General features: G+C 60.1%; 26 protein-coding genes. 10 read left to right on the top strand and 16 right to left on the bottom strand.

Annotation, left to right across the window (positions count from 1 at the left end):
* Positions 1 to 78 precede the first annotated feature (78 nt).
* The 3 genes from M2497_RS24815 to M2497_RS24805 are packed head-to-tail and all read left to right on the top strand — an operon-like array spanning position 79 to position 2,744.
* Positions 79 to 837 (top strand): 5-oxoprolinase subunit PxpA, encoded by a 759-nt coding sequence (locus M2497_RS24815; RefSeq protein WP_248483876.1) that lies wholly within the window; start codon positions 79 to 81, stop codon positions 835 to 837.
* Positions 838 to 894: 57 nt separating this feature from the next.
* Entirely contained in the window at positions 895 to 1,773 is an 879-nt protein-coding gene (locus M2497_RS24810; RefSeq protein ID WP_248483874.1) for an allophanate hydrolase subunit 1, read from the top strand.
* Positions 1,770 to 2,744, top strand: coding sequence for a biotin-dependent carboxyltransferase family protein (locus tag M2497_RS24805; RefSeq protein WP_248483872.1), 975 nt, complete (start codon positions 1,770 to 1,772; stop codon positions 2,742 to 2,744). Before M2497_RS24810 ends, M2497_RS24805 begins: the two co-directional genes overlap by 4 nt.
* A 49-nt stretch (positions 2,745 to 2,793) precedes the next feature.
* Here M2497_RS24805 and M2497_RS24800 read toward each other — a convergent pair whose 3' ends face one another.
* Both M2497_RS24800 and M2497_RS24795 read right to left on the bottom strand, forming a co-directional pair.
* The gene (locus tag M2497_RS24800; protein WP_248483870.1) at positions 2,794 to 4,410 is read right to left on the bottom strand and encodes an inorganic phosphate transporter; all 1,617 of its coding nucleotides are present in this window, start codon (positions 4,408 to 4,410) and stop codon (positions 2,794 to 2,796) included.
* Between the two features lie 235 nt (positions 4,411 to 4,645).
* The gene (locus tag M2497_RS24795) at positions 4,646 to 5,668 is read right to left on the bottom strand and encodes a transporter (protein WP_058423173.1); all 1,023 of its coding nucleotides are present in this window, start codon (positions 5,666 to 5,668) and stop codon (positions 4,646 to 4,648) included.
* Between the two features lie 263 nt (positions 5,669 to 5,931).
* On the opposite strand from M2497_RS24795, the gene M2497_RS24790 reads away from it, so the two are divergent.
* Positions 5,932 to 7,560 carry a methyl-accepting chemotaxis protein gene (locus tag M2497_RS24790; protein WP_248483868.1) on the top strand — a complete coding sequence of 543 codons (1,629 nt, stop codon included), beginning with the start codon at positions 5,932 to 5,934 and terminating at the stop codon, positions 7,558 to 7,560.
* 46 nt (positions 7,561 to 7,606) lie between these two features.
* On the opposite strand, the gene M2497_RS24785 is transcribed toward M2497_RS24790, so the two are convergent.
* Positions 7,607 to 7,915, bottom strand: a complete 309-nt coding sequence (locus M2497_RS24785) for a PepSY domain-containing protein (protein WP_071496634.1) — start codon at positions 7,913 to 7,915, stop codon at positions 7,607 to 7,609.
* An 86-nt stretch (positions 7,916 to 8,001) separates the two neighbouring features.
* Complete coding sequence (locus M2497_RS24780; protein WP_248483866.1) at positions 8,002 to 9,129, bottom strand: glycerophosphodiester phosphodiesterase family protein; 1,128 nt, start codon at positions 9,127 to 9,129, stop codon at positions 8,002 to 8,004.
* Positions 9,130 to 9,361: 232 nt separating this feature from the next.
* Between M2497_RS24780 and M2497_RS24775 the strand changes: the two genes are divergently transcribed.
* Complete coding sequence (locus M2497_RS24775) at positions 9,362 to 9,685, top strand: DUF2025 family protein (RefSeq protein ID WP_032891062.1); 324 nt, start codon at positions 9,362 to 9,364, stop codon at positions 9,683 to 9,685.
* 121 nt (positions 9,686 to 9,806) lie between these two features.
* On the opposite strand, the gene M2497_RS24770 is transcribed toward M2497_RS24775, so the two are convergent.
* On the bottom strand, positions 9,807 to 10,130 hold the full coding sequence (locus M2497_RS24770) for an antibiotic biosynthesis monooxygenase (RefSeq protein ID WP_248483864.1): 324 nt from the start codon (positions 10,128 to 10,130) through the stop codon (positions 9,807 to 9,809).
* Positions 10,127 to 10,828 carry a CTP synthase gene (locus tag M2497_RS24765; RefSeq protein ID WP_179029311.1) on the bottom strand — a complete coding sequence of 234 codons (702 nt, stop codon included), beginning with the start codon at positions 10,826 to 10,828 and terminating at the stop codon, positions 10,127 to 10,129. Before M2497_RS24765 ends, M2497_RS24770 begins: the two co-directional genes overlap by 4 nt.
* Before the next feature lie 80 nt (positions 10,829 to 10,908).
* Between M2497_RS24765 and M2497_RS24760 the strand changes: the two genes are divergently transcribed.
* Positions 10,909 to 11,787, top strand: a complete 879-nt coding sequence (locus tag M2497_RS24760) for a LysR family transcriptional regulator (protein ID WP_248483862.1) — start codon at positions 10,909 to 10,911, stop codon at positions 11,785 to 11,787.
* On the opposite strand, the gene M2497_RS24755 is transcribed toward M2497_RS24760, so the two are convergent.
* From M2497_RS24755 to M2497_RS24740, 4 genes are all read right to left on the bottom strand, one after another.
* A complete protein-coding gene (locus tag M2497_RS24755; protein WP_058427265.1) occupies positions 11,784 to 12,302 on the bottom strand; it encodes a DUF1003 domain-containing protein in 519 nt (172 codons plus the stop codon). The two genes, M2497_RS24760 and M2497_RS24755, sit on opposite strands and share 4 nt — an antisense overlap.
* Before the next feature lie 76 nt (positions 12,303 to 12,378).
* Complete coding sequence (locus M2497_RS24750) at positions 12,379 to 13,698, bottom strand: PAS domain-containing methyl-accepting chemotaxis protein (protein WP_248483860.1); 1,320 nt, start codon at positions 13,696 to 13,698, stop codon at positions 12,379 to 12,381.
* 261 nt (positions 13,699 to 13,959) lie between these two features.
* The gene (locus M2497_RS24745) at positions 13,960 to 15,018 is read right to left on the bottom strand and encodes a diguanylate cyclase (protein ID WP_248483858.1); all 1,059 of its coding nucleotides are present in this window, start codon (positions 15,016 to 15,018) and stop codon (positions 13,960 to 13,962) included.
* Positions 15,019 to 15,211: 193 nt separating this feature from the next.
* Entirely contained in the window at positions 15,212 to 15,838 is a 627-nt protein-coding gene (locus M2497_RS24740) for a TetR/AcrR family transcriptional regulator (protein WP_248483856.1), read from the bottom strand.
* Between the two features lie 123 nt (positions 15,839 to 15,961).
* Between M2497_RS24740 and M2497_RS24735 the strand changes: the two genes are divergently transcribed.
* From M2497_RS24735 to M2497_RS24725, 3 genes are all read left to right on the top strand, one after another.
* Positions 15,962 to 17,011, top strand: a complete 1,050-nt coding sequence (locus M2497_RS24735; protein ID WP_248483854.1) for an MBL fold metallo-hydrolase — start codon at positions 15,962 to 15,964, stop codon at positions 17,009 to 17,011.
* Positions 17,012 to 17,368: 357 nt separating this feature from the next.
* Entirely contained in the window at positions 17,369 to 17,860 is a 492-nt protein-coding gene (locus M2497_RS24730; RefSeq protein WP_248483852.1) for a hypothetical protein, read from the top strand.
* Between the two features lie 114 nt (positions 17,861 to 17,974).
* Complete coding sequence (locus M2497_RS24725) at positions 17,975 to 19,474, top strand: amidase family protein (RefSeq protein WP_248483849.1); 1,500 nt, start codon at positions 17,975 to 17,977, stop codon at positions 19,472 to 19,474.
* Between the two features lie 113 nt (positions 19,475 to 19,587).
* Here M2497_RS24725 and M2497_RS24720 read toward each other — a convergent pair whose 3' ends face one another.
* On the bottom strand, positions 19,588 to 19,968 hold the full coding sequence (locus M2497_RS24720) for an XRE family transcriptional regulator (protein WP_248483847.1): 381 nt from the start codon (positions 19,966 to 19,968) through the stop codon (positions 19,588 to 19,590).
* 377 nt (positions 19,969 to 20,345) lie between these two features.
* On the opposite strand from M2497_RS24720, the gene M2497_RS24715 reads away from it, so the two are divergent.
* The gene (locus M2497_RS24715) at positions 20,346 to 20,996 is read left to right on the top strand and encodes a hypothetical protein (protein ID WP_248483845.1); all 651 of its coding nucleotides are present in this window, start codon (positions 20,346 to 20,348) and stop codon (positions 20,994 to 20,996) included.
* A 6-nt stretch (positions 20,997 to 21,002) separates the two neighbouring features.
* Here the strand turns inward: M2497_RS24715 and M2497_RS24710 are convergent, their stop codons facing one another.
* The 5 genes from M2497_RS24710 to M2497_RS24690 form a co-directional block, all read right to left on the bottom strand.
* Positions 21,003 to 21,950: a hypothetical protein gene (locus tag M2497_RS24710; RefSeq protein WP_248483843.1), complete on the bottom strand. Its 948-nt coding sequence runs from the start codon at positions 21,948 to 21,950 to the stop codon at positions 21,003 to 21,005.
* Positions 21,951 to 22,004: 54 nt separating this feature from the next.
* A complete protein-coding gene (locus tag M2497_RS24705; protein ID WP_248483841.1) occupies positions 22,005 to 23,174 on the bottom strand; it encodes an MFS transporter in 1,170 nt (389 codons plus the stop codon).
* Between the two features lie 148 nt (positions 23,175 to 23,322).
* Complete coding sequence (locus M2497_RS24700; protein ID WP_248483839.1) at positions 23,323 to 24,144, bottom strand: ABC transporter substrate-binding protein; 822 nt, start codon at positions 24,142 to 24,144, stop codon at positions 23,323 to 23,325.
* A 25-nt stretch (positions 24,145 to 24,169) separates the two neighbouring features.
* The gene (locus M2497_RS24695) at positions 24,170 to 24,934 is read right to left on the bottom strand and encodes an amino acid ABC transporter ATP-binding protein (RefSeq protein WP_016974699.1); all 765 of its coding nucleotides are present in this window, start codon (positions 24,932 to 24,934) and stop codon (positions 24,170 to 24,172) included.
* Positions 24,935 to 24,958: 24 nt separating this feature from the next.
* Positions 24,959 to 25,837 (bottom strand): amino acid ABC transporter permease, encoded by an 879-nt coding sequence (locus M2497_RS24690; protein ID WP_248483836.1) that lies wholly within the window; start codon positions 25,835 to 25,837, stop codon positions 24,959 to 24,961.
* Positions 25,838 to 25,928: the final 91 nt, after the last annotated feature.

The following is a 25,928-nucleotide window of genomic DNA, read 5'->3' as shown; positions in this document are numbered from 1 at the left end:
GGTCATCTGATAATAGATCTTCCCAAGGGGTCAAGGGGCAGCCTACTTTTCCAGCATCACTTAGGCGGAGCGACTTCGATGCAGGCAGTGGATTTCAACTCGGACATGGGCGAAGGCTTCGGCCCCTGGACCATCGGCGATGGCGTCGACGCAGAACTGATGGCCTATATCAGCTCGGCCAACATCGCCACCGGCTTCCACGCCGGCGACCCCGGCACCATGCGTCGCACCGTCGAGCGGGCCAAACAATTGGGCGTGGCCATCGGCGCGCATCCGGGCTTCCGCGACCTGGTGGGCTTTGGCCGTCGCCACATCAACGCGCCGGCCCAGGAGCTGGTGGACGACATGCTCTACCAGCTCGGCGCCCTGCGGGAAATCGCCCGCGCCCAAGGCGTGACCCTGCAACACATCAAGCCCCACGGCGCGCTGTACATGCACCTGGCCCGCGACGAAGAAGCTGCGCGGCTGCTGGTGCAGAACCTGCAAATCATCGAGCCGACGCTGCTGCTGTACTGCATGCCCAATTCGGTGATCTGGCGAGTGGCCACGGAACTGGGGCAGCCGGTGGTGCGGGAGTTTTATGCCGACCGTGAGTACGATCTGACCGGCTCCATCGTGTTTACCCGCAATGTGCGGGCGCTGGATCCGGCGACGGTGGCGGCAAGAGTCCTACGGGCCTGTCAGACGGGACTTGTGCGAACCGTAGAAGGCGAAGACCTGTTTATCGAATTCGATTCCATCTGCCTGCACAGCGACACGCCGGGTGCGCTGGAACTGGTGGAAGCCACCCGCGAAGCGCTGGACCAAGCGGGCATCACGGTCAAAACACCACAATAAAAACGCTCCCGTATTTTTTTCGCCTGCCTTTCTACAACGATTCCAAGAGGAACAGACATGGCTGAAACGTCCCCCATCCGCTACAGCTTCGGCGGTGATGAACACCTGTTTGCCGAGGTTAGCGACAGCATGTCCCTGGAAGCCTTTTTCAAGGGCATGGCGGTGACCCGCGCCGTGGAACGCCTGGCGCTGGAAGGCGTGCTGGATGTGTGCCTGGCCAACGCATCGTTCCAGATCCGCTTCGACCCCGACCGCATTGCCCCTCACGTATTGCTCGACGCGGTGCAGACCGCCGAAGCCCAGGCCGTGGCCGAACGCACCCTGCGCACGCGCATCATCGAAATCCCGGTGCTGTACAACGACCCGTGGACGCACGAAACGCTGATGCGCTTTCGCGACCGCCACCAGGACCCCAGCGGCACCGACCTGGAGTACGCCGCACGCATCAATGGCCTGGCTGATGTCGACGCGTTTATCGCAGCCCACAGTGGTGCGCCGTGGTTTGTGTCGATGGTCGGGTTTGTCGCGGGCTTGCCGTTCATGTTCCAGATGGTCGAGCGCGAGCGCCAATTGCAAGTGCCCAAGTACCTGCGGCCACGCACCGATACGCCGAAACTCACCCTCGGCCATGGCGGCTGCTTTGGTTGCATTTACTCGGTGCGCGGTGCCGGCGGTTACCAGATGTTCGGCGTGACCCCGGCGCCGATCTACGACCCGGCGCAGCAGTTGGCGTACCTCAAGGAGCACATGGTGTTCTTCCGCCCCGGCGATATCGTGCAGTTCAAACCCATGGACCGCGACGCTTACGATCAGGCAGTAGCGCAAGTGGATGCAGGACGTTTCGACCTGCGCATCCGCCCGGTGGAATTTTCCCTCGACGCGTTTCTCGCCGACCCCATTGGCTATCCGAAGACCCTGCAGGAGGCGCTGGCATGATCAAGGTCCTCAAACCCGGCCTCGCCACCTCCGTGCAGGACCTTGGCCGCGAAGGTTACTACCACTTGGGCATTCCGCCTTCGGGCGCGCTGGACCAGTACGCCCTGAGCGCGGCCAACCATCTGGTGGGCAACCCGGTGGGCGCAGCGGGCCTGGAGTGCACGCTGATCGGCCCCGAACTGGAGTTCCAGCAGGATGCGTTGGTGGCCCTCAGCGGCGCCTTGATGTCGCCGCGCCTGGACGGTGAAGTGGTGCACCAGGACACGGCGTTTCAGGTGCGTGCCGGGCAGGTGTTGCGCTTTGAGTTTCCCAAGGCGGGGGCGCGGACTTACCTCGCGGTGGCCGGTGGCATCGATGTGCCGCTGGTGCTCGGTAGCCGCGCCACCTACACCCTCGGCGCGCTGGGCGGCTTTCACGGTCGGCGCTTGCAGGAAGGCGACGAGTTGCCCATCGGTGAAGCCAGTGGCACGGGGCGTGCGGGCAACAGTTTGCCGATGGCGTTGCGCCGTTCGGTGGGCGGGGATGTCACCCTGCGCGTGGTGCCGGGGCTGTATTACGAGCGCCTAACGGACGCGGCAAAAAGCAGCTTTTTCGCCGAGCCCTGGACCGTGGGTTCCGAAGCCGACCGCATCGGCTATCGCTTCAAGGGCGGCAGTGCGTTGAGCTTCCAGCCACGGGAGCAGCCGTTTGGCGCGGGGTCGGATCCGTCGAACATCGTCGACAGTTGCTACCCGATTGGTTCGATCCAGGTGCCGGCCGGGTTGGAGCCGATTGTGTTGCACCGGGACGCGGTGTCGGGTGGTGGCTACGCGATGATCGGCACGGTGATCAGTGCCGACCTGGATTTGATCGGGCAGATGCAACCGAACCAGCGGGCGGGGTTTGTGGCAGTGACGCTGGAAGAGGCGTTGGAGGCGCGGCGGGTGTACAAGAAGCGGTTGAAGCTGATGTCGGGGCTGTTCGCAGGATAAAACTGTGGGAGGGGGCAAGCCCCCTCCCACATGTTCAATCACTGTTGTGTCAGAAGAGTTGGGTGAACAGCCAGTAGAGGCTACCCGACAGCAGAATCGCCGCCGGCAACGTCAGCACCCACGCCATCGCCAGATTGCGGATCGTGCGCATCTGCAACCCGCCCCCGTTTGCCACCATGGTCCCCGCCACACCCGACGACAGCACATGGGTGGTCGACACCGGCAACCCATACATGTCCGCCGCGCCGATGGTCAGCATCGCTACCATTTCCGCCGAGGCGCCCTGGGCGTAGGTCAGGTGGGTCTTGCCGATCTTCTCGCCCACGGTCACCACGATGCGCTTCCAGCCGACCATGGTGCCCAGGCCGAGTGCGATGGCCACGGCGATCTTCACCCACAGCGGAATAAAGCGCGTGGAATTGTCGATCTGTTGCTTGAACAGTTGCAGCTTGCCTTGGGTGTCGGCGTCGAAGTTGCCGACCTTGCCCTTGTCCATCAGGCGAATGGTTTCGCTGGTCAGGTACATGTCGTTGCGCACGTTGCCGACGGCTTCGGCAGGCACTTTGGCCAGGGAACCGTAGCCTTTCACCTCATCACCGATCTGCCCGGCCAGGGCTGCGAGGGCGGGGACCAGTTGCGGGGTGGCTTCCTTGGTGCGCACGTAAGTGGAGAGGATCGGTCGTGGGTCACCGGTCAATGCTTGCGGTGCACTTTTCACCAGGGCGACTTGGGTGACTTCGGCTATGGCGGCGAACTGCAATGACTGCTCAGCCGGCATGGTGCGGTTCAGTGCGTAGGCCATCGGCAAGGTGCCCACCAGGATCAGCATGATCAGGCCCATGCCTTTTTGCCCATCGTTGGAGCCGTGGGCAAAGGACACGCCGGTGCAGGTGGCGATCAGTATGCCGCGGATCCACCACGGCGGCGGGGTATCGCCTTTTGGCGCCTTGTACAGCGCGCGGTTCTTGACGAAGGCGCGCAGGGCCAGCAACAGCATCGCCGCAAAGGCAAAGCCGATCAGCGGCGACAGCAGCAAGGCGTAGCCAATCTTGATCGCCTGGCTCCAGTCCACACCGCTGGTGCCGTCACGCCCGTGCATCAAGGCATTCGCCACGCCCACGCCGATGATCGAACCGATCAGCGTGTGGGACGACGACGCCGGCAAGCCCAGCCACCAGGTGCCGAGGTTCCACAGGATCGCGGCGATCAGCAGGGCGAAGATCATCGCAAAGCCGGCGGAAGAACCCACCTGCAGAATCAGCTCGACCGGCAGCAACGCAATAATCCCGAACGCCACCGCGCCGCTCGAAAGCAGCACGCCGAGGAAGTTGAAAAAGCCCGACCACACCACCGCAAAATGCGGCGGCAGCGAGTTGGTGTAGATCACCGTCGCCACGGCGTTGGCGGTGTCGTGGAAGCCGTTGACGAACTCGAAACCCAAGGCGATCAACAGCGCCACACCCAGCAGCAGAAACGGCGTCCAGGTGGTGAGCTGGGCGCCCATTTCATGCATGTCGTGCATCAGGCTGTAGGCGGTGAACAACAGGCCCATGGCGAGTACGGCGAAGAAGATGATCACCGTCACCAGGCCGGGTTTCTTGTCCAGCCTGGGCTTGGGCGCAGCGGGTGAGGCGTGGGTGGAGGCAGTCAGGGAAGGGGTGGCCATGCCGGAGCATCCAGTGTGGGGAGGATGTCGTTCATAGTCATTGCAGAATGTTACAGAGATGCTGCCATAGGTCAGTGTTTGATGGAATTGGGATAGCCGCTGATCCTGTATACGCTGCAGAACCTATGTGGGAGGGGGCTTGCCCCCCGATGACGGTGGGTCAGCAAGCTAATCTGTAGCTGACCCACTGCCATCGGGGGCAAGCCCCCTCCCACATGTTCAACGGTGTTGCAGCTCAGTAGTCTTTGCGCTTCCTGAAGGCCCACCGCCCGGCGATCAAGGTAAAGGTCGCCACCAACGCCACCAATATCCAGAAGCCTTCCGGGTCTTGGGAAAGTGGCACACCGCCCACGTTCATGCCGAAAAAACCGGCGATGATGTTGATCGGCAACGCCAGCACCGTCACCACGGTGAGGGTAAACAGCGTGCGGTTGCTTTGCTCGTTGAGGTTGGCGGCGATCTCTTCCTGCAACAGTTTGATGCGTTCGCCCAGGGCCATCAGGTCGTTGATGATCAGCGCAAACTCCTCGGTGGATTTGCGCAACTCCTTCACGTCTTCCTTTTGCAGCCACTGCGGCGGGCGGTTGAGCAGGCGCAGCAGCGAGCCCGGTTCCAGCGCCAGCAGGCGTTGCAGGCGCACCAGCACTCGGCGTGCGGCACCGAGTTCGGCGCGGTTGGTGGACAGGCGTGACGAGAGTAATTGATCCTCGATATGGTCGACGCTGATGCTGGTCTTGCGCACGATTTGCGTCAGCACTTCACCCTGGTCACGCAGCAGGTGCACGAGCAAGGCCAGTGGCGAGCGAAAGCTTTCACCGGCCTTCACCGATGAGCGCAGCTTGTCCACTGAGTGCAGAGGTTGCAGCCGCGCGCTGATCAACAGGCGGCTGCGGGCGCACACCCACAGCGTGGAGATATCCGACGAGACCATGCTGCTGAAGTTGAAGACCACGTCGTTGACCACCGCCAGCAGGGCCGAGTCGACATGCTCGATGCGCGTGGAGCGCGAGCCTTCATGCAGGGCTTCGAAGAACTCTTCCGGCAGGTCCAGATGCGCCTGCATCCAGCGCTCGCACGCGGCGTGAGCCAGGTTCAGGTGCAACCACAAAAACTCGTCCGGGTCGGCCGGTTGGCGCAAGGCCTGGAGGGCCGTGGCCGAATCGATCTGCTCGCCCTTTTCACCGGGGCGAAAACGGAAACCGTAAAGCAAGCCGAACAGGTCGGAGTCCTGGTGGCTGTGGTCGATGCTGTGGTTCATGAGGGCTCGCAGGAAAAGCGCCTGTAGGAGATTTCACAGGTTCGCATGCGCGAATCATTGCAAGGGAATTTGACAGTTTTGTGACGGTTTTGGATTTATTTCGTTGCGGTGACATTTATTTGACCGCCTGTCAGGAGTTGTTCAAGAGGCCTCTGGCCCGGCCGATTCAAGGTGTTAAGAACCGCTGTGGATCGGCGGTGCTTTTGATGACAGGGAAGTCGCCGTGTGTATGCACCACTTCCTTGTATCGAGGCTTTTCCCCGATGAATGTTTTGCGAACCTCCTTGAGAGCACAAATCCTGTCGCTGCTCGGTGGCAGCCTGTTGGCGATGCTGTTGATCGCCCTGGCCTGTTTCAACTTCCTGTCCAATGGGGTGCTGAGCTATCGAAGTTTGATCGATGGGCCGTTGCTGACCTCACAGTTGATCGACGAGGCCAACCTGCAATTCAAGGTGCAGGTGCAGGAATGGAAAAACGTCCTGTTGCGCGGCAAGCAGCCTCAGGACATGGAGAAATACTGGGGCCAGTTCCAGGAGCGTCAGCGCGATGTGCAGGGCATTCTCACTCGGCTGGTCACCCAGACCGGCAGCGACCCGAGCCTGAGCCGACGCATCGAAACCCTGCGTCAGACGCACGAGCAACTCGGTGTGGCTTACCAGAAAGGCCGCGATGCCTACGTGGCGGCGGGGGGCGATGCCACTGCGGGCGATATGGCGGTGAAGGGCGTGGACCGCGCGGCCAGCGAGCAAATGAGTGCGCTGGTCAGTGACCTGCGCGAACAAGGCAGCCAGCAATCCAAGGCCATCAGCGCCTACGCTGAGCGCACCGTGCTGGTGGGGTTGGCGATCATGTTGCTGTCCGGTGTGCTGATCGGCTTGTTCAGCCTGTGGTTGATCAACCGCAACCTGATCCTGCCGATCCGCAGCCTGATCGACTACGTGACGCAACTGAGCCACGGTCGGTTCGCCGAGCGCGTAGCCAGCCGTCGCCAGGATGAGTTGGGTCACTTGGCCGCCGCCGCAAATACCTTGCGCGACTTTCTTGCCGAAACCTTCAGCCGCTTGCAGCGCAGCGCCAGCGACCTGGTCGGCGCCAGCGGCGAGTTGAACGCCATCGCCGGGCAGATGGCCACGGGCACCCACGATCAATTCAACCGCACCGACCAAGTGGCCACGGCCATGACCGAAATGTCCGCCACCGCCCAGGAAGTCGCGCGCCATGCCGCCAGTGCTTCCCGTGCGGCCGACGAGGCGGACCATTCGGCGCGGGAAGGCGGTGAGGTGATGAGAGTCACCATCGCCACCATCGGCCAGATGCGCAACGAAATCCTCAATACCGGCACGATCATCCGCCGCCTCGAAACCGACAGCGTACGCATCGGCAAAGTGCTGGAAGTGATTCGTGGCATCGCCGAGCAGACCAATTTGCTGGCGCTCAACGCGGCGATTGAAGCCGCGCGCGCAGGCGAAGCAGGGCGGGGGTTTGCCGTGGTGGCTGATGAAGTGCGCAGCCTGGCGCAACGCACGGCGGCATCGATCATCGAGATCAACGGGATTATCGAGGCGGTGCAGACCGGGGCGGTGGACGCGGCTGAAGCGATTGTGAGCGGCCAGTCATGCAGTGATGAGAGTGTGGAGAAGGTCACGCAAGCCGGCGCCATGCTCGCTCACATCACCCAGGCGGTGGAGGCGATTCGCGACATGAACCGCCAGATCGCCACGGCAGCGGAGGAGCAGACGTCAGTGGCCGAGGACATCTCGCGCAACATCACGCAGATCACCACGGTGGCGACGGCCAACCTCGACAATGTGAAGCGCACCGAAGCGGCGAGCCATGACCTGCGTGGGTTGTCGAGTGAGTTGAATGAGGTGACGGCGCGTCTTAGCGCCTGATCAGGCAAAAAAAAGCCACCCAAGGGTGGCTTTTTTTTAGTTCAAATCAAGTATCGAGCTTGTCTTCCAGCACGGCGCCAGTCTTGGCGTCGAGCTTCACTTCAAACTTCTTGCCAGCGGTGTCGGTCAGTTCGACTTCGTAGACCAGCACACCACTGTTGTTGTGGTCCAGCTCGGTGTCATTGATGGTGGCGCCTGCATGTTTGGCCAGGGCAGCCGCGTTGAGTTTTTCGAAAGGCATCACGGCGCCGGACTTGAGCAGGCCTTCAATGTGGTCCGGGCGAACATCCGCCTGGGCCAGGCCGGCGGTCAGGGTCAGGGCGGTAGCGGCGAACAGAGCGGTCAAGGTTTTCATGGTGTGTGTCCTTCTTCGGTGAGCTGTTTAAGTGGCGCCAGATTAACCGGCGCAACTTAACTCATCCTTAATGGCACACTGACCACTCAGTACTTATAGTCGTTCAGCAGGTCTTGCACGCTGGACGACGGCCAGCGCTTGTAGAACTTCAGCAGCTCGGCGGCGCGGTTGGTGAAGATGCCATCAACGCCGGCCTTCATCACTTTGTCGAAGTCCACCGGCTCATCGACGGTGTAGACATGCACCAGCAGGCCCTTGTCGTGGGTCAGTTTGTTCATTTCCGGTTTGACCAGGTCCGAATAGCTCTGGTCGCCGTGGTTGGTCAGCTCAGCCGATGGGCCGGTGCCGATGGCGCCGAGGCTCTTGGCTTCGTCGACCCATTTTTCGAACTCGGCGGCATCCTTCGGCTCCTGCTTGGCGTAGTAGGCGGCCTTGGTGGTTTCGCCGGACTCAGCGAACGTCTGCTTGTTTTTCGGCTCGATGCTGCCTTCACCCACCCACAACAGCAGGATCTTCGGGGTGTTGGGCATTTCTTTCTGCAGCTCTTTGAGGCTGGCAACCTCGAAAGTTTGCAGCACGACGCGGCCCTTGCCCTGGCCGACACCGGTGTTGCTCTTGCCCAGTTTGGAACCGGCGGAGCTCAGCCAGCCTTTGTCCAGCAGCTTGTTTTTCAGGTCGGCTTCGATGCCCGGGAATTGCTTGGGCTCCTTGGTTTCGATGTACAGGCCGGGTTTGTGCTGCGGGTTGCCTTCGGCGATCTTGATGATGTCGTCCAGGCTCTGGATTTTCAGGCCAACGAAACCTGGACGCGCGCGATCCGGGTAGGCGGCGTTGAACCAGCTGCCGGCGTCGAGGGTTTGCAGTTCTTTCCAGGTGAACTCGTTGGCCGGGGCGTCCTTGCGGTCGGGGAACTTGGTGGCCACGTCGGTGGTGCGCTGCAGGTTGTTGTCGTGCAGGGCGAACAGCACGCCGTCCTTGCTGCGCTGCAGGTCCATTTCCAGGTAGTCGGCACCCAGGTCGCGGGCAATTTTGTAGGCCGCGGCGGTGGATTCGGGAGCGTCGTAGGAAGCGCCACGGTGGGCGATCACGGCCGGGTAGGGGATGCCTTCGTTGGTTGCCAATTCAGCCGGGCTGATCGGGTCGGCAGCCTGTGCCTGGCCAAGGCCGAGCATCAGGGCGAGCAGCAAGGCACTCTTGGTAAACGTGACAGGCATATGCGAAGTCCTTTCGTGGAGGTAGCTTTGAGAAGGCCTCCTTTTTAACAATTGATTGCGAAAGGCGCTATCACCAAACCGACATTAACGTGCTCACGCCTCAATTTTCTGAGTTTTTTTTGCAGGCATTGCAGTACTCTTGCCCGAAGCTGCCCCGTTAGAGGGCGGTACTTTGTGCCACGCGTGTAAACCATCTTTCCAGTCCCTGTGGGACTTTTCAGTGAGGTTTACCATGCGCATCACCTCCGAGCTTATCTGCCAGGCCGCCGACCAACTCCACGGTTTTGTTGGCCTCAACCGCAAGACCGGCCAGTACATCGTGCGTTTCAGCGAAGATTCCTTCGGCATGGACGTGGCCGATGACGGCATTATTCCCACCGCCGAATTCGTCTGGCTGCCGGCCCCGGAACAGACCATGACCCTGTCCCGCGAGCGCATCCAGTTGCTGCTGGACCAGAACATCGACGACCGTATCAACATCACCGAGCCGTTGCGGGTGTATATGCGGCGGGTGGAGATTCCGCAGATCAGTGCGTTGCGCAGCCTGGTGAGCTAACCCTGTGGCGAGCAGGCTCGCCACAAACAAGCCTGCTCGCCACAACAAGCCTGTTAACCACAAACAACCCTGCTCATCACCTGCAAGCCAGTTCATCATCAGGCACTCTCAACCCAAAGGCTCAACCGCTTTCGAAGGCGTACGCCCGTTCGACTTTGCACACCCGTGTCTGGAACGCCGAGTACCAAGTGGTGCGCCCCTGTTCGCGTACCGCCCGGTGCTCGGCCTGCTGCTTCCAGGCCAGGATCGCCGCCTCACTGTCCCAATACGACACGGTAATGCCCAACCCGTCTTCCCGTGCTGATTCCACGCCGAGAAATCCCGGTTGTCCGCGCGCCAGTTCGAGCATGCGGTTGGCGGCCTGGCCGTAACCCTGGTCGCCCTCGGTGCGCAGTGAACTGAAAATCACCGCGTAGTAGGGCGGGGCGGGTGTGCGGGCGATCATGCCGACACTGCCTGGCAAGCCTTGAGCAAGGCAATTGCCAAGGGCGGCGTAATACCCTTTAGCGCAGCGCGTTCGGGTTGGAACAGCGTGGCGACGAAGAACGGGTGGTCGAGCAATTCCACGGCCCGCAGATCGCCTGCCGAGTCATGGCCGCTGGGGATCAGGTCGCCTTCCAGCAGGGCATCGAGAAATTCGGGGTTCACGCCGTAGCGGCAGCGGTAACCTTCCTGCAGGTCAAGGGTGTCGTAGGCCTCGGCGATGCGCGTGTACGGCACCAGGCGCACAGTGTCGGTGGCTTCCACCAGCGCACAGCTCAGTGGCGCGATCACGGCGCGCTTGGCGTGCGGCGCGAGTTCGCCATGCTCGGCATCCTTCCAGCCCAGCACGTTGCGCGCATATTCCAGCACCGCGTGCTGAAAACCGCCGCAGGTGCCGAGGAAAGGTCGACGTTGCTCGCGGGCAAAACGGATCGCCCGCAGTGCGCCATCGGTGTCGCGGTAGGGGCTGGCGGGGACGCACCAGAAACCATCGAACGCGTGCAGGGATTGCGGCAGGGTATCGGTGTCGAGCCACTGCACATGGATGCTCAGCCCCAAGGTTTCGGCGGCCTGTTGCAAGGCCACGGGGATGGCTTGGTGGGCGATGACAGCGGGGTTGTAATCGCCGATCAGGGCGAGGTGCAGCGGTGTGGTTTTCATCCTGTACATCCCATGGCTTGTGGTGTCCTGGGGCGCACTATAGATTGGCGTTCGCGCAATCAATATTGGCGTTTACCCACATGCTCAATGCAGCTACGCACTATTCACTGGATTACCCTGATTTATCGCTGATCCTCGCCCTGGTGCGTGGCGGCACGCTCGCACGGGCGGCGGCGTTGTTACGGGTGGATGTGTCCACGGTATTCCGCGGGGTACGGCGCCTGGAGGCGGCGCTGGGCCAGACGTTGTTTGAAAAAAGCCGTGCCGGCTACCTGCCCACCAGCCTGGCGAGCAACCTGGCGCAACAGGCCGAGCGTGCCGAACAGGCCCTGGAAGCAGCGCGCATTGGTGTGGAGCAGGGCGGTGAGGTGATCAGCGGTACGGTGCGCCTGACCTGTACCGACTCCGTGTTGCAAGGTTTGCTGTTGCCGGCCCTGGCGCAGTTCATGCCGCACTACCCGGCACTGACCCTGGAGCTGAGTACCTCGAATGACTTCGCCAACCTCAGCCGCCGTGACGCGGATATCGCCCTGCGCCTGACCCGCACGCCCCCGGAGCATCTGGTGGGTCGACGCCTGGGCAATGTGGCTTATCAGGTGTGCGCCAGCGCGGATTTTGCCCGTCAGCACGCGGGCCGTGAGTTGGCCGACCTGCCTTGGGTCGCCCCGGATGACTTCCTGCCCGACCACCCCACGGTCGCCTGGCGTCGCGAGCAGCTGCCCGGTGTGCGCCCCAGTTATCGCTGCAACAGCATGTTATCGGTCACCGAACTGGTACGGGCCGGTTTGGGCGTGGCGGCCTTGCCGGACTTTCTATTGGGCGACGGCCTGCAATCGCTGGGCCCTGCGTTGGCAGGGCATGACACCGCGTTGTGGTTGCTCACGCGCCCGGACTGCCGAGCGTTGCGCTCGGTGGTGACCCTATTCGATGAGCTGGGACGGCATGTGCGACTGCCTTAGGTTTTTCGCACAAAGTGCTCATGCATTTCGCAGGTCAGGCTTTCAATGTGCTCAGTCAGTTGTTTGGTCATTTCCGTGAGCCGGGTGTTCTGTTCCAGCAGTTCCAGCAACTGCTTGGTGGTCTGCGCCGCCTGGGCCTGGCGCTCGGTGTTGGCAATCGCCAGGGCTTCGCGGTGCTGCGCATCCGCGTCGGACTGCGCCTTGTCGCGGGCGGCCTGGCGGGTCTGGGCCAGCAGGATCAGGGGCGCGGCGTAGGCCGATTGCAGGCTGAACGCCAGGTTGAGCAGGATGAACGGGTACACGTCGAAATGCGTGATGCCGGTCATGTTCAGTACCACCCACAACACCACGATGGCGGTTTGTGCGCCGAGGAAGGTCGGCGTACCGAAGAAGCGTGCGAAGGCTTCGGCCTTGAGGGCAAAGGTGTCGTTGCCGAAGGTCGGTGCCAGGTGGGCGTGGGGGCGGTGAAAGCGCAGGTGGTCGACGGGGGTGGCTTCGGGCTTTTCTGGGGTCATGGCGGGCTCGGATCTCATGCTTGAAGAACAACCAGCACTATAGACCGAGCCCCCGGCACTCCGTATGAAGATCGGGTCAGTTGCCGCCCCGCTCGTTGGCGAACGCACTCACCGCCTGCACCGCTTCACTGGTGCCTTGGCGAATCTGCAGGATCACCGTGCCGGCCTGGTTGGCCATTTCAACCCCTTGGGCAGCACGGTCGCGGGTGGCGTCCATGCTGTCGATGGCTTGTCGGGTTTCAGCCTGAATCATCGCGATCATGCTGGAAATCTCCGTGGTGGAGCCGCTGGTGCGTGCCGCCAGTTGCCGGACTTCGTCGGCCACCACGGCGAAACCACGGCCTTGTTCGCCCGCACGTGCTGCCTCGATGGCGGCGTTGAGGGCCAGCAGGTTGGTCTGGTCGGCGATACCGCGAATGGTGTTAACGATGGCAGTGATCTGTTGCGAGCGATCACCGAGCTTGGCGATCAGTTGTGAGGAATCGTCGATGTCCGCAGAAATTTCGCGCATGCCATTGGCGGTTTTCTGGATCACCTCGGCACCTTTCTCTGCCATGTCCTGGGTGCTCAGGGACAGGTGATAGGCCTGGGCCGCACTCTGCGCGTCCGCCGCATGCTGTTGCACACGGGCGGTGATGTCCGTGGCGAACTTCACCACTTTGCACAGCCGCCCGCTGGCGTCGTACACCGGGTTGTAGTTGGCTTCGAGCCACACGACCTGGCCGTTTTTATCCACCCGCTCGAACTGGCCGCTGAACAGTTCTCCCTGGTTCAGGCGTTTCCAGAAGTCGCTGTAGGTCGGGCTGCTGGCCAGCGCCGCGCTGCAGAACATTCGGTGATGCTGGCCCTGGATCTGCGCCAGGGTATAACCCATGCGCTGCAGGAAGTTGGCGTTGGCGGTGATGATGGTGCCGTCGAGCTTGAACTCGATCACCGCCATGGCGCGGCCAATGGCATCCAGTTTGGCATTGGCTTCGCTTTCGGCCTGCAGGCGCGGGGTGACGTCCATCGCGTACTTCACCACTTTGGTCACCTGGCCCGTGTCATCACGCACCGGGTTGTAGCTGGCTTCCAGCCACACCGACTGGCCATCCCCGGCCACCCGTTCAAAGGTGCCGGACTGGAATTGGCCATTACGCAGGTTTGACCACAGTTGGCTGTACTCGGGGCTACGGGCGAAGGCCGGGGTACAGAACATTCGATGGGACTGGCCCTCTACCTGCTCGGCGCGGTAGCCCATGGTCTGCAGGAAATTGGCATTGGCGCGCAGCACATTGCCGGACAGGTCGAATTCGATCACCGCCATGGAGCGCTCGATAGCGTCCAGCAGGCTGGCCTGTTGGGCGATGGTGTGTTGCTGGGTGCTGATGGTTCTTTTATGTGTGTTGAATAGCATGTGCGGTGCTCGGGCAAGCAGACTCTGGGGTTTCCTTGGATATGCGCCTGCCCCCGTAAGGTATATGCCCTACGGTTGACTTGCTCATTGCCAGCTTCCTTGTGCTGACAGAGGGGGTGGGACAACGGGTTCAGAGTGATCAGCCTGGCAGGAAGTTCGCCCTTGAGGGAGGACCTTTTTTGGGTAGGCGACCAGTGGTGGCATTATGCTTTCTTCTGGCTGGCAGGCTGGAAGATTCGGACGAGTAGTCGTAGGACGACTTTAGGCGGAATGGGCGATCACTTTGTCGCTGACATTGACCCGGTTGCGCCCGGTGTCCTTGGCGGCGTACAGCGCGCGATCCGCTGCATTCAGCCACATCGCGGCATCGCTGAAGAAGGGCTGGAAGTCGGCCAGGCCGATGCTCAGGCTGACCCGCAATTCGGGGATCTGCGGGTTGCGGTAATTGCTGAAGGTTTCGCGCATGCGCTCCATGATCCGGGCGGCCTGTTCCAGCGGCATTTGCGGAAGAATCACACAGAACTCATCGCCCCCGTAACGTCCGGCCAGGTCGTTTTCCCGCAGGTTGCGCCGCAACTCCAGGCTCAACTGCCGCAGTACCGCATCGCCGACAATATGGCCGTGGGTGTCATTGATCTGCTTGAAGTGGTCGATGTCGATCAAGGCAATCGTGGCGTGGCTTCGCTGTTGCTGGCACTTGTGGAACTTGAGGTGCAGCAGGTCCTTCCAGGAACCGTGATTGAGCAGCCCGGTGAGGCTGTCGGTGCGGCTCAGGGCGCTCAGGGCGCGCTTGTGTTCGGACAGTTTGATTGCCAGTTGATAGCAGACCATGCCGATGGCCATGGGATAGAGCGTCAGCATCGGCAGGCAGGTGTAGACCTGCAGCAGGCTGACATCAGGGTTGAACCGGATACCGAACAGCGCCCCGGCTACGCCGATTCCGAGCCCTTGTGCGCACAGGCCACGCAGGAACAGGCGCTTGCCGCCGGCGGCCACGTTATTCATGGTCATCATCGACAGGATGGTCACTGCCGTCAGTGGCGTGAACTGCGTGGCAGCGGCCCAGAAGCCGCCGAGCAGCGAGTCATACAGCAGGTTGCGTTGTTCGGCCTGGTAGGGGTATTGCGAGCGGGTCGACAGTTGATACGCCACATGCGCCCAGGCAAACCCGTTGAACAGCAGGAGTGCCCACACCCAGCCTGGCATGGCGAGGGGGTAAAGGGCGCCGCTGACACTGATGCAACCGATGGCAAGGCCGATGATCCTTGGCTTGTAGATACGCTTGGCAAATGAAAGCCCTTTGCCTTGTCTGTTTTCCATAAATTCCTGGGGGCAGCTGTTTTTTACAGATACGGTGGCGCGCGTTCGCTGGATCAACCGTTGATCGGATAATGACTGTGAATATTGTCAGTTATTCGCGTGGGAATAATCAGTGTCCTTCCAGGCCATTTGCGCAAAACGGAGGGCGAATGCGTCAAAAACGACCTGGAATGTCGCTCACACAACAGGTTTTTTACGGTTGGCGGGGGGCGGTGACTTCGTAGCCGGCGAGGAACAGGTCGATGGCCGACTCGATCACACTGGCCTGGTGGGCTGCATCCAGGGTGGGTTGGCCGAGGGTGATTTGTGGCCAGAAGGCGAAGGCCTTGAGCAGGCTCTGGATCTGGTGGGCGGCGAAGGCGGGGTCTGAGCAGTTGAGCCGGCCGTCAGCCTGGGCGGCGCGAACCCATTGGGTGAAGCCTTCTTCGCGCTGGCTCAGGCGGGTGACCATGTCTTGCGCACGCTCCGGCGAATGGATGGTGGCGGCGATGGCGACGCGAGCGAGGTCGAGGAAATTGGCGTCCGACATCATCTTCATCTTCGCCTCCAGCAGCCCGCGCAGTTGTTCGCGCAACGGGCGGTCGCTGGTGTAGCTGACGTCAAGTTGGGCGACGCTGCTGGCCCAAAGTTGATGAAGAATTTCAGCGAACAGTTCTTCTTTGCTGGGGAAGTGGTTGTACACGGTGCGCTTGGATACGCCGGCGGTGGCGGCGATCTTGTCCATGCTGGTGACCTCGAAACCGTTTGCGCGAAATTCGGCGATGGCCGCAGCCACAATGGCTTCGCGTTTACGGTCGGTGAGGCGTTGAGGTGCAGTCATGGGTGGCGCTCGGCTCTTGGAGGAAAATTACACTCGGTAGTTTACTTGCTCCGGATTTTGTTGCAATCTTGAAACTACACTGTGCAGTGTAATTTATAAGCGATCCGTAGGAGTCACCCGGAAATGGCCACGATCTCGTCCCGCGTCGATTCTTCGCCAGCAGCGCCCAAGCAAGGCCAAGGGCACTTCAGCAACGACACCCCCGTGCAGCACGGTGGCTTCGGCAAAACCTTGCGCATTTTCTGGAACATGTTGTTCAACAAACCACGCAGCACGCGGCCGGTGGGGCAGATCCCGGTACAACCACTGACTCGCGAGCAATTGCTGGCGGCCCCGGATCACAGCGTGTTCCGCCTTGGACATTCCACCGTGTTGCTGAAAATGCGCGGTAAATTCTGGGTAACCGACCCGGTATTTGCCGAGCGCGCCTCACCGTTCAGTTGGGCCGGCCCCAAGCGCTTCCATCAGCCACCGATCAGCCTTGAAGAGTTGCCGCCCCTGGAGGCGGTGATTCTTTCCCACAACCACTACGACCACCTGGACCGCAAAGCTGTCGTCCAATTGGCCGACAAGGTCCGTTATTTTCTTGCGCCGCTGGGCGTGGGCGACATCCTGGTCAAGTGGGGCGTGGATTCCAGCAAGGTACGCCAACTGGATTGGTGGCAGGGCACCGAAGTGGATGGCATTCGGTTTGTCGCCACCCCTGCGCAACATTTTTCCGGGCGTGGCCTATTTGATGCGAACCAGACCCTGTGGTGTTCCTGGGTGATGATCGATGGTCCTCGGCGAATTTTCTTCAGCGGTGACACAGGTTACTTCGACGGTTTTAAACGCATCGGCGAGCAGTACGGTCCGTTCGATCTGACGCTGATGGAAACAGGTGCTTACAACGTCGATTGGCCTCACGTGCATATGCAGCCAGAGCAAACCCTGCAAGCGCATATCGACCTCAAGGGCCGCTGGTTGCTGCCGATTCACAACGGCACTTTCGACCTGGCGTTCCATGCCTGGCATGAGCCGTTCGACCGCATCATGGCTCTGGCCTGGGAGCGCAACGTGTCCATCACTACGCCGCAGATGGGGCAGGCGTTCAGCTTGAATCAGCCTGAGCGTGGGGTTGCGTGGTGGCTGGAGGTGGAAGCCCAGGGGGCGCAGGAACACCTCGCAGGCTGACGGAGGAGGCTATGGAAAAAGGAGTTTTCAAGCTGTTTCAGAGCTGCGACAGGCGCCAGGCAACGGTGCGATGATCCCCGAAAATTTATGTGTCGGGGGACGTCTTTTATGGAGAGCACGTGCAAGAAATATTGGCAGGCGGGGTTGCCTTGTCCGACAGGGCAGCGGGTGTCTGCGCTCACTGATTCGTCTGGCCAGGCAACGATAGCCCAAGAGCATACAAGCTCGCGTGGTATCGCTTTCGGTGCTGATCCCCAAGCTCATGGCGCCTTGGGGAAAAGCGTCCCGGTCCCGGGGTATGACGCCCCGGGACTCCCTCTAAAACCCTCGCGTGACCCGTCGCTGTCATTGATCGCATTGAGTGGTATTGAACCTTCGGGGCCGGTGATGGTGGAAGTGCCCCTGGTGCAGAACAACACGACCTTTACCGCCGCCAGTGCGTTACAGGGCAGGCGCCTGGGATTTGCCGAGCGGTTTGTGGAGGGGCATGAACATCAGTTGATTGAGCACCGCACCTCCTTCCTGAAAGCGCTGGACATCCTGCTTCGGTCCGGCGCCGTACTGGTACCGGTGCATGCGCACCGTACCGACACCCTGCATGTTCGCAATGAAATCGATGAGCTTGTGCATGAGTATCGACTGGATGCCTTGGTATCCGACAGCCGCAGTACCGCCTTCCATGGGGCTTGCTGGAGTGGTTACCCGGGGCTGGGTGAGCCGCTCGAGGATGGCGCGACACTGTGGTTCTACGGCGCACGATGGGCGAAGGAGTGGTTGGTGGCCATGGTGTGCGAGTATCGAAGCTCCCGTCGTTTGATGGACCCCTTGGAAGGCTACCCGTTGCGTTGAACTATCCCACACAGTGAACCGCACGCGTCGCGCTGTCCGGCAGGAGAAGAGTTTTTAGACTGGCCCACGGATCAACGTTGGTCCTTCGTCATTTCTTACTCCTCGAGAGGTTTTATGATCGGTATCGCATATGGAATGGGCTCCATCGTCCGGCAGTTTGTTCAGTCTTTTGCAGACGGCCACTCACCTGTTGTTTCAAAGGCAGTCCCTCCGGGGACCGAATACCTCAATGTCAATGAGCTTGGCGCGCAAATGGCCCAAGGCAGGTTCGGTTCAGCCGACTTGGTCACGTACCTGCATGAGCGGATTCGCAGGGTCGACCCGAAACTGAAGTCCATCATCGAACTCAACCCCAAGGCACTTGAAACCGCACGCGAACTGGACCGTGAACGAGCCAGCGGCAACGTGCGTGGCCTCCTGCATGGCATTCCTGTTTTGCTCAAGGACACCATCGAAACTGAAGGCATGCAAACCAGTGCAGGTGCTTTTGGACTGGTGGGGGCACCTGTCGGCAAGAACGCCCCATTGGTCGACTACCTGATCAAGCAGGGCGCGGTGATCCTCGGTAAAACCAATATGACCGAACTGGCAGGGTTTCGTGGTGGTCCTGATGGCTGGAGCAGCAGGGGGGGACAAACCCGTAACCCACATGGTGCGGATGCCGACGTCGGGGGTTCCAGTTCCGGGTCTGCCGTCGCCGTTGCGGCGGGGTTGGCGCCCTTGGCGGTGGGAACTGAAACCAGTGGTTCGATTATTGTGCCAGCAGCGCGCAATGGGGTTGTCGGGCTCAAGCCCAGCGTTGGCTTGCTGGACCGTAATGGAATTATTCCTGCAAGTCACCACCAGGACACTCCTGGCCCGATGGCGCGTTCGGTATTTGATGTGGCGCTGATGCTCAATGCCATGTCGGGCAGCGATCCCAAGGATCCGGCGAGCCAGGGAGCGCCCCAAGGTATCGATTACACGAAATTACTGGTTCCAGGCGCGTTGAAAGGCAAGCGTATCGGCTATCCCGCAACGTTTTCTGAAACTGGCGAACCCACACCCACTAAGGACAGTGCGTCATTCCGCCGGATACTTGCCGTGCTTCGTGAGCAAGGCGCGGAAGTAGTGCCGGTCGAGATGCGCCTGGCCGATGATTCGCGTTGGGTAGATTTGTTGTTCTCGGACGTAAAGAATGAATTGAATACTTATGTGGGCAAGCGTTCAGGGTTGCCAGTCGATTCACTGCCTGATCTGACCCTGTTCAACATTAAACGTGATGGCGCGGAGGTGGATCACCAGGCAGTCCTCAACCAAATCAATGCCCAAACCATGACGCCTGAGCAGAGCAAACCCTTTTGGGATGAGCTCATCCGAGACTTTCGCGCTACCATTGACGACCCGATCAAATCGGAGGGTCTGGACGCCATGGTGTCGGATTTTGAGACTAACGACTATTTTGGGGTAGCAGCAGCCGGCTACCCAGGCATCGCTGTCCCTGCTGGTAAGGATGAGAATGGGCTACCGACCAGTGCCTATTTTTTCGGGACCCAGTGGTCCGAACCCACCTTGCTGGCCGTGGCCCATGGGTATGAGCAGGCAGCCCGTGCTCAAATCAAACCGGTGCTCTGACGCCGCAAATGACGTGTCAGGCATTGCAACTGCAGGCCTGACGTTTCGCGGTTGAGAGGGGAGTGCATGGGACCCCGTCCAGGCGCTGGCCAGCAAGGTGGTACGGCTGGCCGCTATGCACCATTGGCTTGAGCAGTGGGTGAGTCAAGTGATGACGAAGTTGCGCCGATCAAGCGAGAGATGATCCCTTGCGCTGCGTGTTCGGTTGTGGCGGTGTCAAAGCGGCGTGTACTCATCCCCCACCCCGGCGCAAACCCCGGGAAAAACACCAGGCCTTCAGCTTCCAGCCGAAAGGCCAGGGCCAGGCGGGTTTCGTCATCCACGTCGCATTGACATTCAAACTGCTGAACGGCTTCAACCGCCACGCCAGCCTGGTATGCCAGGCGTTCCCGGCTCCAGCCCAGCATCGTGCGCGCCTGTACGCTGTGCTTGGCGGTGAATTGATGCAGGACGATCTGCTGTTCTACGAAAGAGCTCATTGCCAGAGAGGACATGGGGTATCTCCAGGGTTTGACGGGGGAGGACAAACTATACTGTGTTTTTGTACAGTTGTTTTGACCGCTCATCAACTGGTTTTTTATGACATGGCCTTGTTCGATTTCCTGCGCCCTGGCAGTAGTCTATTTGCCAGACGATGGCGATGACAGGTACAAAAAAGCTGCATTTGAAGAACCGACTCAGTGGCCTGGCTGTGATGGTCACGCGTGACTTGCCGACGGATTCCGAGTTGGCAGTTCTCACTGGAGAGGCGCTGGATGCGATTAGGTATGCCGCTCGACAACCTTATGACATTGAATGGGTGGATATCCCTTCATCACAAACCTGGACGGTTCGTTGCTGGCGTGGGAAGTAAAATGAAGGAGCAACTGCAATGCTGACGTTCAATTGCTCACAAGCTGCCTGTGAGTTTTTCAGCCGAGTACACAAAGGCAAAAAGCATACACCCGTTCTACGGCCTGCTCTGCCTGTCGAGAGCTATGATCTTCACAGCGACCCCCATCAGTGGCTGGTGCATGCTGCGACAGTTAAACGCAAGCATGTGGTAGTGGTTATGCATCTTAAAACCCGTTACTGCATGCTCTTTTTCGATATGAAAAAAGCTGATAGCGAACGATTTTTCCAGGTGTTTTTCGAGCGTTGGACGGCCGGTATTCTAGATAATGCGTTGAAATGCGCAGTGCTGGATTGGGTCGATCCTCAGGTGCTGGAGCAGATGTTGGCTAATCAAGCCTATTGCCTCGTCCAACGTGGCGATCGCAGTGGCCAGACTACCCTTAATGAAGTACTGCGGTTCTTTAAATGGGATGCCGAGGATTTTGATTTTGTAACGCAGCCTTGGAGTCCATTGCGCTACGACGCAGGAATCAATCGAACACCCAGAGGATTCAAAGGGCAAAACACCTATGTGTTTCCTGATGAGGAAATGCTGATCCACTGGTTGGTAGCCTTCGGGGGCGTAGGTGTCGCCAAGGCTCAACAAACACGCGAAATCTATCGGGCATACAAAGCGTCCTGCCGCTGATGCGCACTATTCCACCCCCGGCGCCTCCCGAATGATCAGGTGATCCAGGTTCTCGATATTCGCGCTGAACACCCCGAACGTCTGCTCGGGGTTTTTCTTGCTCGGCACCTGTTTCAGTTCCGGCGTCACCCCATAGAAGAAGCAGTACAACGCCCGCTCACTGTCCACCGCCGCCTTGATCTGCTCCAGGAACGCCTTGCGCTTGCGGTAGTTCTCGATGAGTTTCTTGCTCAGGTAGACATTGACCGAGTAGGGCTTCTTGTCGAGCCACACCTTCTTTTCGAAGTCGATGCGAAAGCTGCTGGTGTAGTCCTTGATTTCTTTGATCCTGCCCCAGTAGATCAGGCCCTTGTTGTCCTGCAGGTATTCGATCTTCTTGAAGAACGTCCAGTAGGTGGCGGTGTGATCGCCGATCTTCAACGGCATGGACTTGAGCTTGTCCTTGTCGTCGATATTGGACACGTAGCATTCCACCGGGTGGGCGAACACGCTGGTTTTGTCCGGTGTGGTGTCGCTGGCGTTGTGGGAAATGGAGCTGCGGTTTGAGGGTGTCTTTGTTTGCTCTTGTGGGATGTTTCCTTCGGTGCCTGCCAGCGGGGTCTTGCGCTCGTACTGACGGCGGGTGAGCACTAATTCCGATGGGAAATTGTCCTCGCGCTCGTCGTCGCTTTCGCCGGCTGCGCTCTTGTGCGTGCTGGCGTAGCGGCAGCCGTCGATATGCCGGGTGCCGGTCTTGTTCTTGAAGTGCGGCGTACGCAGGTAATTGACGTTTTTAGCGTTGAAGGTGCTCAGGGTATTGCCGGGATCAAACGCTGCCCGGCACTCATCGTTGGGGCACAGGAAACGGTCCTTGTCGGAGTCGAAGTCGGCGGTCTCGTCGAAATTCAGGTCTCGTACGTCGTAGATCGACAGCTTGTCGTCGAGACTCAGGCTGTAGGCCGTATCGAATTTCATGGGGCTCGGGTCCGTGAGAGGTTTCGCTATTAATAGCGGGATCCTGCGTAAATATCAGCAAGAACCTGCTACCCGTCGCCCACTCAAGAAACACAAGGTGCCCCCTACCGCAGTCAGTGCCCCCAACGCATAGAACATGCTGGCCGGCGTGGCATTGATCAGCAGATAGCCGCAAATCACCGGGCTCATTGCCCCGCCGAATGCCGCCAGGTTCTGTGCACCGTAGTAACTGCCGCGCAGTGCATCAGGTGCGATGGTGTCGATAAACAGGAACTCGGAGGGGTAGATGATCATCTCGCCCAGTGTGAACACGAACATTGCCATGCACCAGGTGACCAGGCTGTCTGCGAGGCTGAAACCGACAAGCCCGGTCATGAACAGCAGCGTGCCGAGCACGATCCAATAGCGCAGTTGCTCACGCTTGAGGAAACGGCCGATCTGGTACTGCATCAAAATCACAGTGATGGCATTGCAGGCCAGTACCGCAGACAGAATCTTCAGCGCCTCGGCGGGTTTGTAGGCTACCAGCAAAAACTGCGACAGATACAAGGTATAGCGCCCGTGGACAATGGTGCTCAGCAGGCTGCCGCTGGTGAACAGAATCAGTGTGCGGTCGTTGCGCAAGGTGCGCAGTGTGGTGAGGAAACTCAAGGGCTTGTTGCTGTCATCCCGTTGGGTGGGCGGGATGCCAATCATCAGGAACAGGCTGCCAAAGGCGATCGCACTGGCGATCAGGAACGGTGCCAGTTGCATGTGGCCGGCAATCACGACGCCGACCATCGGGCCTGTGGCGTAGCCGACGTTGGTCAGTGTGTAGCGCAGGGAAAACACCTTGGCACGCTCGCCCACCGGCAGGTTCTCGCTGATGATGGCTTTTGAGCCAATCAGGAACAGCGCCGACGCCGCTTCGGTGATGACCAGGGTCACGGTGGTGAGGTAGAGGTTGCTGGCAAAGGTCAGCAATAGAAAACCGATGGAGCTGGAGAGCATGGCCAGGATCAGCAGCTTGCGCTTTTCCAGGCGGTCGATGATGTAGCCACCGTACAGGCCCAGCAATGTCGCGATAAACACCGCGATGCCCATCAGCAAGCCGATGTCCTGCTGGTTCAGGCCCAGGCGGGTACTCAGCAACAGGGCCAGCAACGGGCTGGTCATGGCGCGGCTGACCACGATGGTCAGCGAGCAAATCATCAGGCGGCGGATTACCAGGGAGTAGGTGGCCACGGTGGGGCGGGTGTCCTTGTTATTTTGTGGACAACGAAAATCCAGGGTGGGAGGGGGCTTGCCCCCGATGGCGGTGGCTCAGTCACCAGATGCTTGGCTGATAGACCGCTATCGGGAGCAAGCCCCCTCCCACATTGTTCAGATCGAGTTATTGGCCGGAGTTGATGGTGATCTTCTCTACCGCACCTTGCTCCAGGTCCCACTTCTTCAGGATCTTGCCGTAGGTGCCGTCATCGATCATGCCTTGCAACGCTTCACTGATCGCCGTGACCAACTCCGTATTGCTCTTCTCAATCCCAAGCCCGGTGAACTGCTTGGAAATCGCCAACCCCACCGGCTTGTACTTGCCCTTGTCCAACGACATCAAATAAGGAATGGTCTCGCTGCCCTGCATCGCAGCGTCCAGACGGTTCTGTTGCAACTGTGCCCGCGCATCTGCCGAGCCCTCAGTGCCGATCACCACGATCGCCGGCTTACCGGCGGCTTCGCAGTTTTCCTTGCTCCACGCGGCAATTTCCGACGGCCAGGTGGTGCGACGGCTGGTGCCGACTTTTTTACCGCACAGGTCAGTCAATTCCTTGAGGTCTTCACGCTTGGCCAGGGTGTAGAGCTGCGGGCCGCTGGTGAAGTAGTCGATAAAGGTCACCGCCTTTTGGCGCTCGGCGGTGTCGGTCATGCCCGACAGCACGATGTCCACGCGCTTGGTGGTCAGGCCACTGAGCATCTGCTCGAAGCCGGTTTCCTGCCACTTGATCTTCACGCCCAGGCGCTCGGCGAGGGCGTTGCCCAAGTCGAAATCCAGGCCGGTGATCTTGTTGGTGGCCGGGTCCTTGAAGTCCATCGGCGGGTAGTTCGGCACGATGGCCGCGCTGATCTCACCCTTGTCCTTGATTGCCGCCGGCAATGCCGCGAAAACAACGGAAGAGGCCATCAGGCCTGCGAGCAACGTGGGGATAAACATTTTCTTCATGGGGGCGTTCTCGTTTGTTTTTTAGTTAAGTGCGAACGGCAGAAATAAAGCTTTGGGTACGCGGGTTTTGTGGGCTTATTAGAATTTCTTCGGGGCTGCCGGCTTCCACAATCTGGCCGGCATCCATAAACACCATGCGGTTGGAGACTTCGCGGGCGAAGCCCAACTCATGGGTGACCACGATCATGGTCATGCCGGTGGTGGCCAAATCGCGCATCACCGACAGCACTTCTCCTACCAGCTCCGGGTCGAGGGCTGACGTGGGTTCGTCAAACAGCATCAGCTTGGGGCGCATCGCCAGTGCACGGGCAATCGCCACGCGTTGTTGCTGGCCGCCGGACAACTCCACCGGATAGGCATTGCGTTTGTCCGCCAGGCCGACGCGGGCCAGCAACTCCAGGGCATCCTCGGTGGCTTCCTTGGGCGAGCGCTTGAGCACCTGGCACGGGCCTTCGATGATGTTTTGCAACACGGTCATGTGCGGGAACAAATTGAAGCGCTGGAACACCATGCCGGTGGCCAACCGCTGGCGGGCAATCTGCGATTCGTTCATCTCATGCAGCTTGTTGCCGACGACCCGGTAACCCACCAGTTCGCCGTCGACCCACAGACCGCCCTTATCGATTTTTTCCAACTGGTTGACGCAGCGCAGCAGGGTACTTTTACCCGAGCCGGACGGGCCGATGATGCACATCACTTCGCCTTGCTCGACCTCGATATTGATATCGCGCAGCGCGTGATACTGGTCGTAATACTTGTTCAGGTTGACGGCCTTGACGATGCTTCTCATGGGGCAAATCTCCTCAACCCAGACTTACGAACGCTTGCCGGCGCCGCGGGCAAAGCGGCGCTCAAGGCGGCTTTGGCCAAATGAAAGAACAGTCACCACCGCCAGGTACCAGATGCCGGCCACAATCAGCAGCTCCATGACCCGGGCGTTGGCGTAGTAGATGTTTTGCGCGTTGTGCAGCAGCTCCGAGTACTGGATCACGCTGGCCAGGCTGGTCATTTTCACCATGCTGATGAACTCGTTGCCTACAGGCGGAATGATCACCCGCATCGCCTGCGGCAGAATGATCCTACGCAGTGCTTGCAGGCTCGGCATGCCGATGGACTTGGCGGCTTCATACTGGCCGGTGTCGACCGAGAGCAAACCGGCACGCACCACTTCGGCGGTGTAGGCACCCTGGTTGATACTCAGGCCCAGCAGGGCGGCCACGAACGGCGTCATCAGGTCGACAGTGTCGATACTGAACAGGCCGGGAATCGCGATCACCGGGAAGATCAGCGCCAGGTTGAACCACAGCAGCAGTTGCAGGATCAACGGCGTGCCGCGGAACAGCCAGGTGTAGGTGATGGCCACATAGCGCAGGATCGGGTTGGCCGACATGCGCATGATTGCCGTGATCACCCCGATCACCACACCCAGCGCCATGGCCAGGATCGACATGACGATGGTGTTGACCAGGCCCCAGAGGATGGCTTCAGACGTGAGGAACTGCCCGATGTAGGACCATTCGATCTGACCGTTGGCGAAGGCACGCAACAGCGCGGCCAACACGATCACGATCAACGTGGCAAAAAACATCCGCCCGTAATATCGACGCGGTACGTGCTCGTACTGGGTGATATCGAACTGGTTTTCGGACAACTTGCGCTCGGCTGCCAAGCGCTCGGCCGGGGTTTGGCTCATGGTGACTCTCCAAAAACTGATGACGCTGGTACTGATGTACTCGGTCCAATGTGGGAGCTGGCTTGCCTGCGAAAGCGCCGGACCAGACACC

Source organism: Pseudomonas sp. CYM-20-01 (genome assembly GCF_023169845.1).
GTDB lineage: Bacteria > Pseudomonadota > Gammaproteobacteria > Pseudomonadales > Pseudomonadaceae > Aquipseudomonas > Aquipseudomonas azotoformans.
Note: the sequence above shows the minus strand (reverse complement) of the source record. Positions and strands in the feature narration are given on the sequence as shown.

Coding starts and splice junctions, on each gene's coding strand:
- M2497_RS24815 (WP_248483876.1), top strand. CDS start 79: ATGCAGGCAGTGGATTTCAACTCGGACATGGGCGAAGGCTTCGGCCCC.
- M2497_RS24810 (WP_248483874.1), top strand. CDS start 895: ATGGCTGAAACGTCCCCCATCCGCTACAGCTTCGGCGGTGATGAACAC.
- M2497_RS24805 (WP_248483872.1), top strand. CDS start 1,770: ATGATCAAGGTCCTCAAACCCGGCCTCGCCACCTCCGTGCAGGACCTT.
- M2497_RS24800 (WP_248483870.1), bottom strand. CDS start 4,410: ATGGCCACCCCTTCCCTGACTGCCTCCACCCACGCCTCACCCGCTGCG.
- M2497_RS24795 (WP_058423173.1), bottom strand. CDS start 5,668: ATGAACCACAGCATCGACCACAGCCACCAGGACTCCGACCTGTTCGGC.
- M2497_RS24790 (WP_248483868.1), top strand. CDS start 5,932: ATGAATGTTTTGCGAACCTCCTTGAGAGCACAAATCCTGTCGCTGCTC.
- M2497_RS24785 (WP_071496634.1), bottom strand. CDS start 7,915: ATGAAAACCTTGACCGCTCTGTTCGCCGCTACCGCCCTGACCCTGACC.
- M2497_RS24780 (WP_248483866.1), bottom strand. CDS start 9,129: ATGCCTGTCACGTTTACCAAGAGTGCCTTGCTGCTCGCCCTGATGCTC.
- M2497_RS24775 (WP_032891062.1), top strand. CDS start 9,362: ATGCGCATCACCTCCGAGCTTATCTGCCAGGCCGCCGACCAACTCCAC.
- M2497_RS24770 (WP_248483864.1), bottom strand. CDS start 10,130: ATGATCGCCCGCACACCCGCCCCGCCCTACTACGCGGTGATTTTCAGT.
- M2497_RS24765 (WP_179029311.1), bottom strand. CDS start 10,828: ATGAAAACCACACCGCTGCACCTCGCCCTGATCGGCGATTACAACCCC.
- M2497_RS24760 (WP_248483862.1), top strand. CDS start 10,909: ATGCTCAATGCAGCTACGCACTATTCACTGGATTACCCTGATTTATCG.
- M2497_RS24755 (WP_058427265.1), bottom strand. CDS start 12,302: ATGACCCCAGAAAAGCCCGAAGCCACCCCCGTCGACCACCTGCGCTTT.
- M2497_RS24750 (WP_248483860.1), bottom strand. CDS start 13,698: ATGCTATTCAACACACATAAAAGAACCATCAGCACCCAGCAACACACC.
- M2497_RS24745 (WP_248483858.1), bottom strand. CDS start 15,018: ATGGAAAACAGACAAGGCAAAGGGCTTTCATTTGCCAAGCGTATCTAC.
- M2497_RS24740 (WP_248483856.1), bottom strand. CDS start 15,838: ATGACTGCACCTCAACGCCTCACCGACCGTAAACGCGAAGCCATTGTG.
- M2497_RS24735 (WP_248483854.1), top strand. CDS start 15,962: ATGGCCACGATCTCGTCCCGCGTCGATTCTTCGCCAGCAGCGCCCAAG.
- M2497_RS24725 (WP_248483849.1), top strand. CDS start 17,975: ATGATCGGTATCGCATATGGAATGGGCTCCATCGTCCGGCAGTTTGTT.
- M2497_RS24720 (WP_248483847.1), bottom strand. CDS start 19,968: ATGTCCTCTCTGGCAATGAGCTCTTTCGTAGAACAGCAGATCGTCCTG.
- M2497_RS24715 (WP_248483845.1), top strand. CDS start 20,346: ATGCTGACGTTCAATTGCTCACAAGCTGCCTGTGAGTTTTTCAGCCGA.
- M2497_RS24710 (WP_248483843.1), bottom strand. CDS start 21,950: ATGAAATTCGATACGGCCTACAGCCTGAGTCTCGACGACAAGCTGTCG.
- M2497_RS24700 (WP_248483839.1), bottom strand. CDS start 24,144: ATGAAGAAAATGTTTATCCCCACGTTGCTCGCAGGCCTGATGGCCTCT.
- M2497_RS24695 (WP_016974699.1), bottom strand. CDS start 24,934: ATGAGAAGCATCGTCAAGGCCGTCAACCTGAACAAGTATTACGACCAG.
- M2497_RS24690 (WP_248483836.1), bottom strand. CDS start 25,837: ATGAGCCAAACCCCGGCCGAGCGCTTGGCAGCCGAGCGCAAGTTGTCC.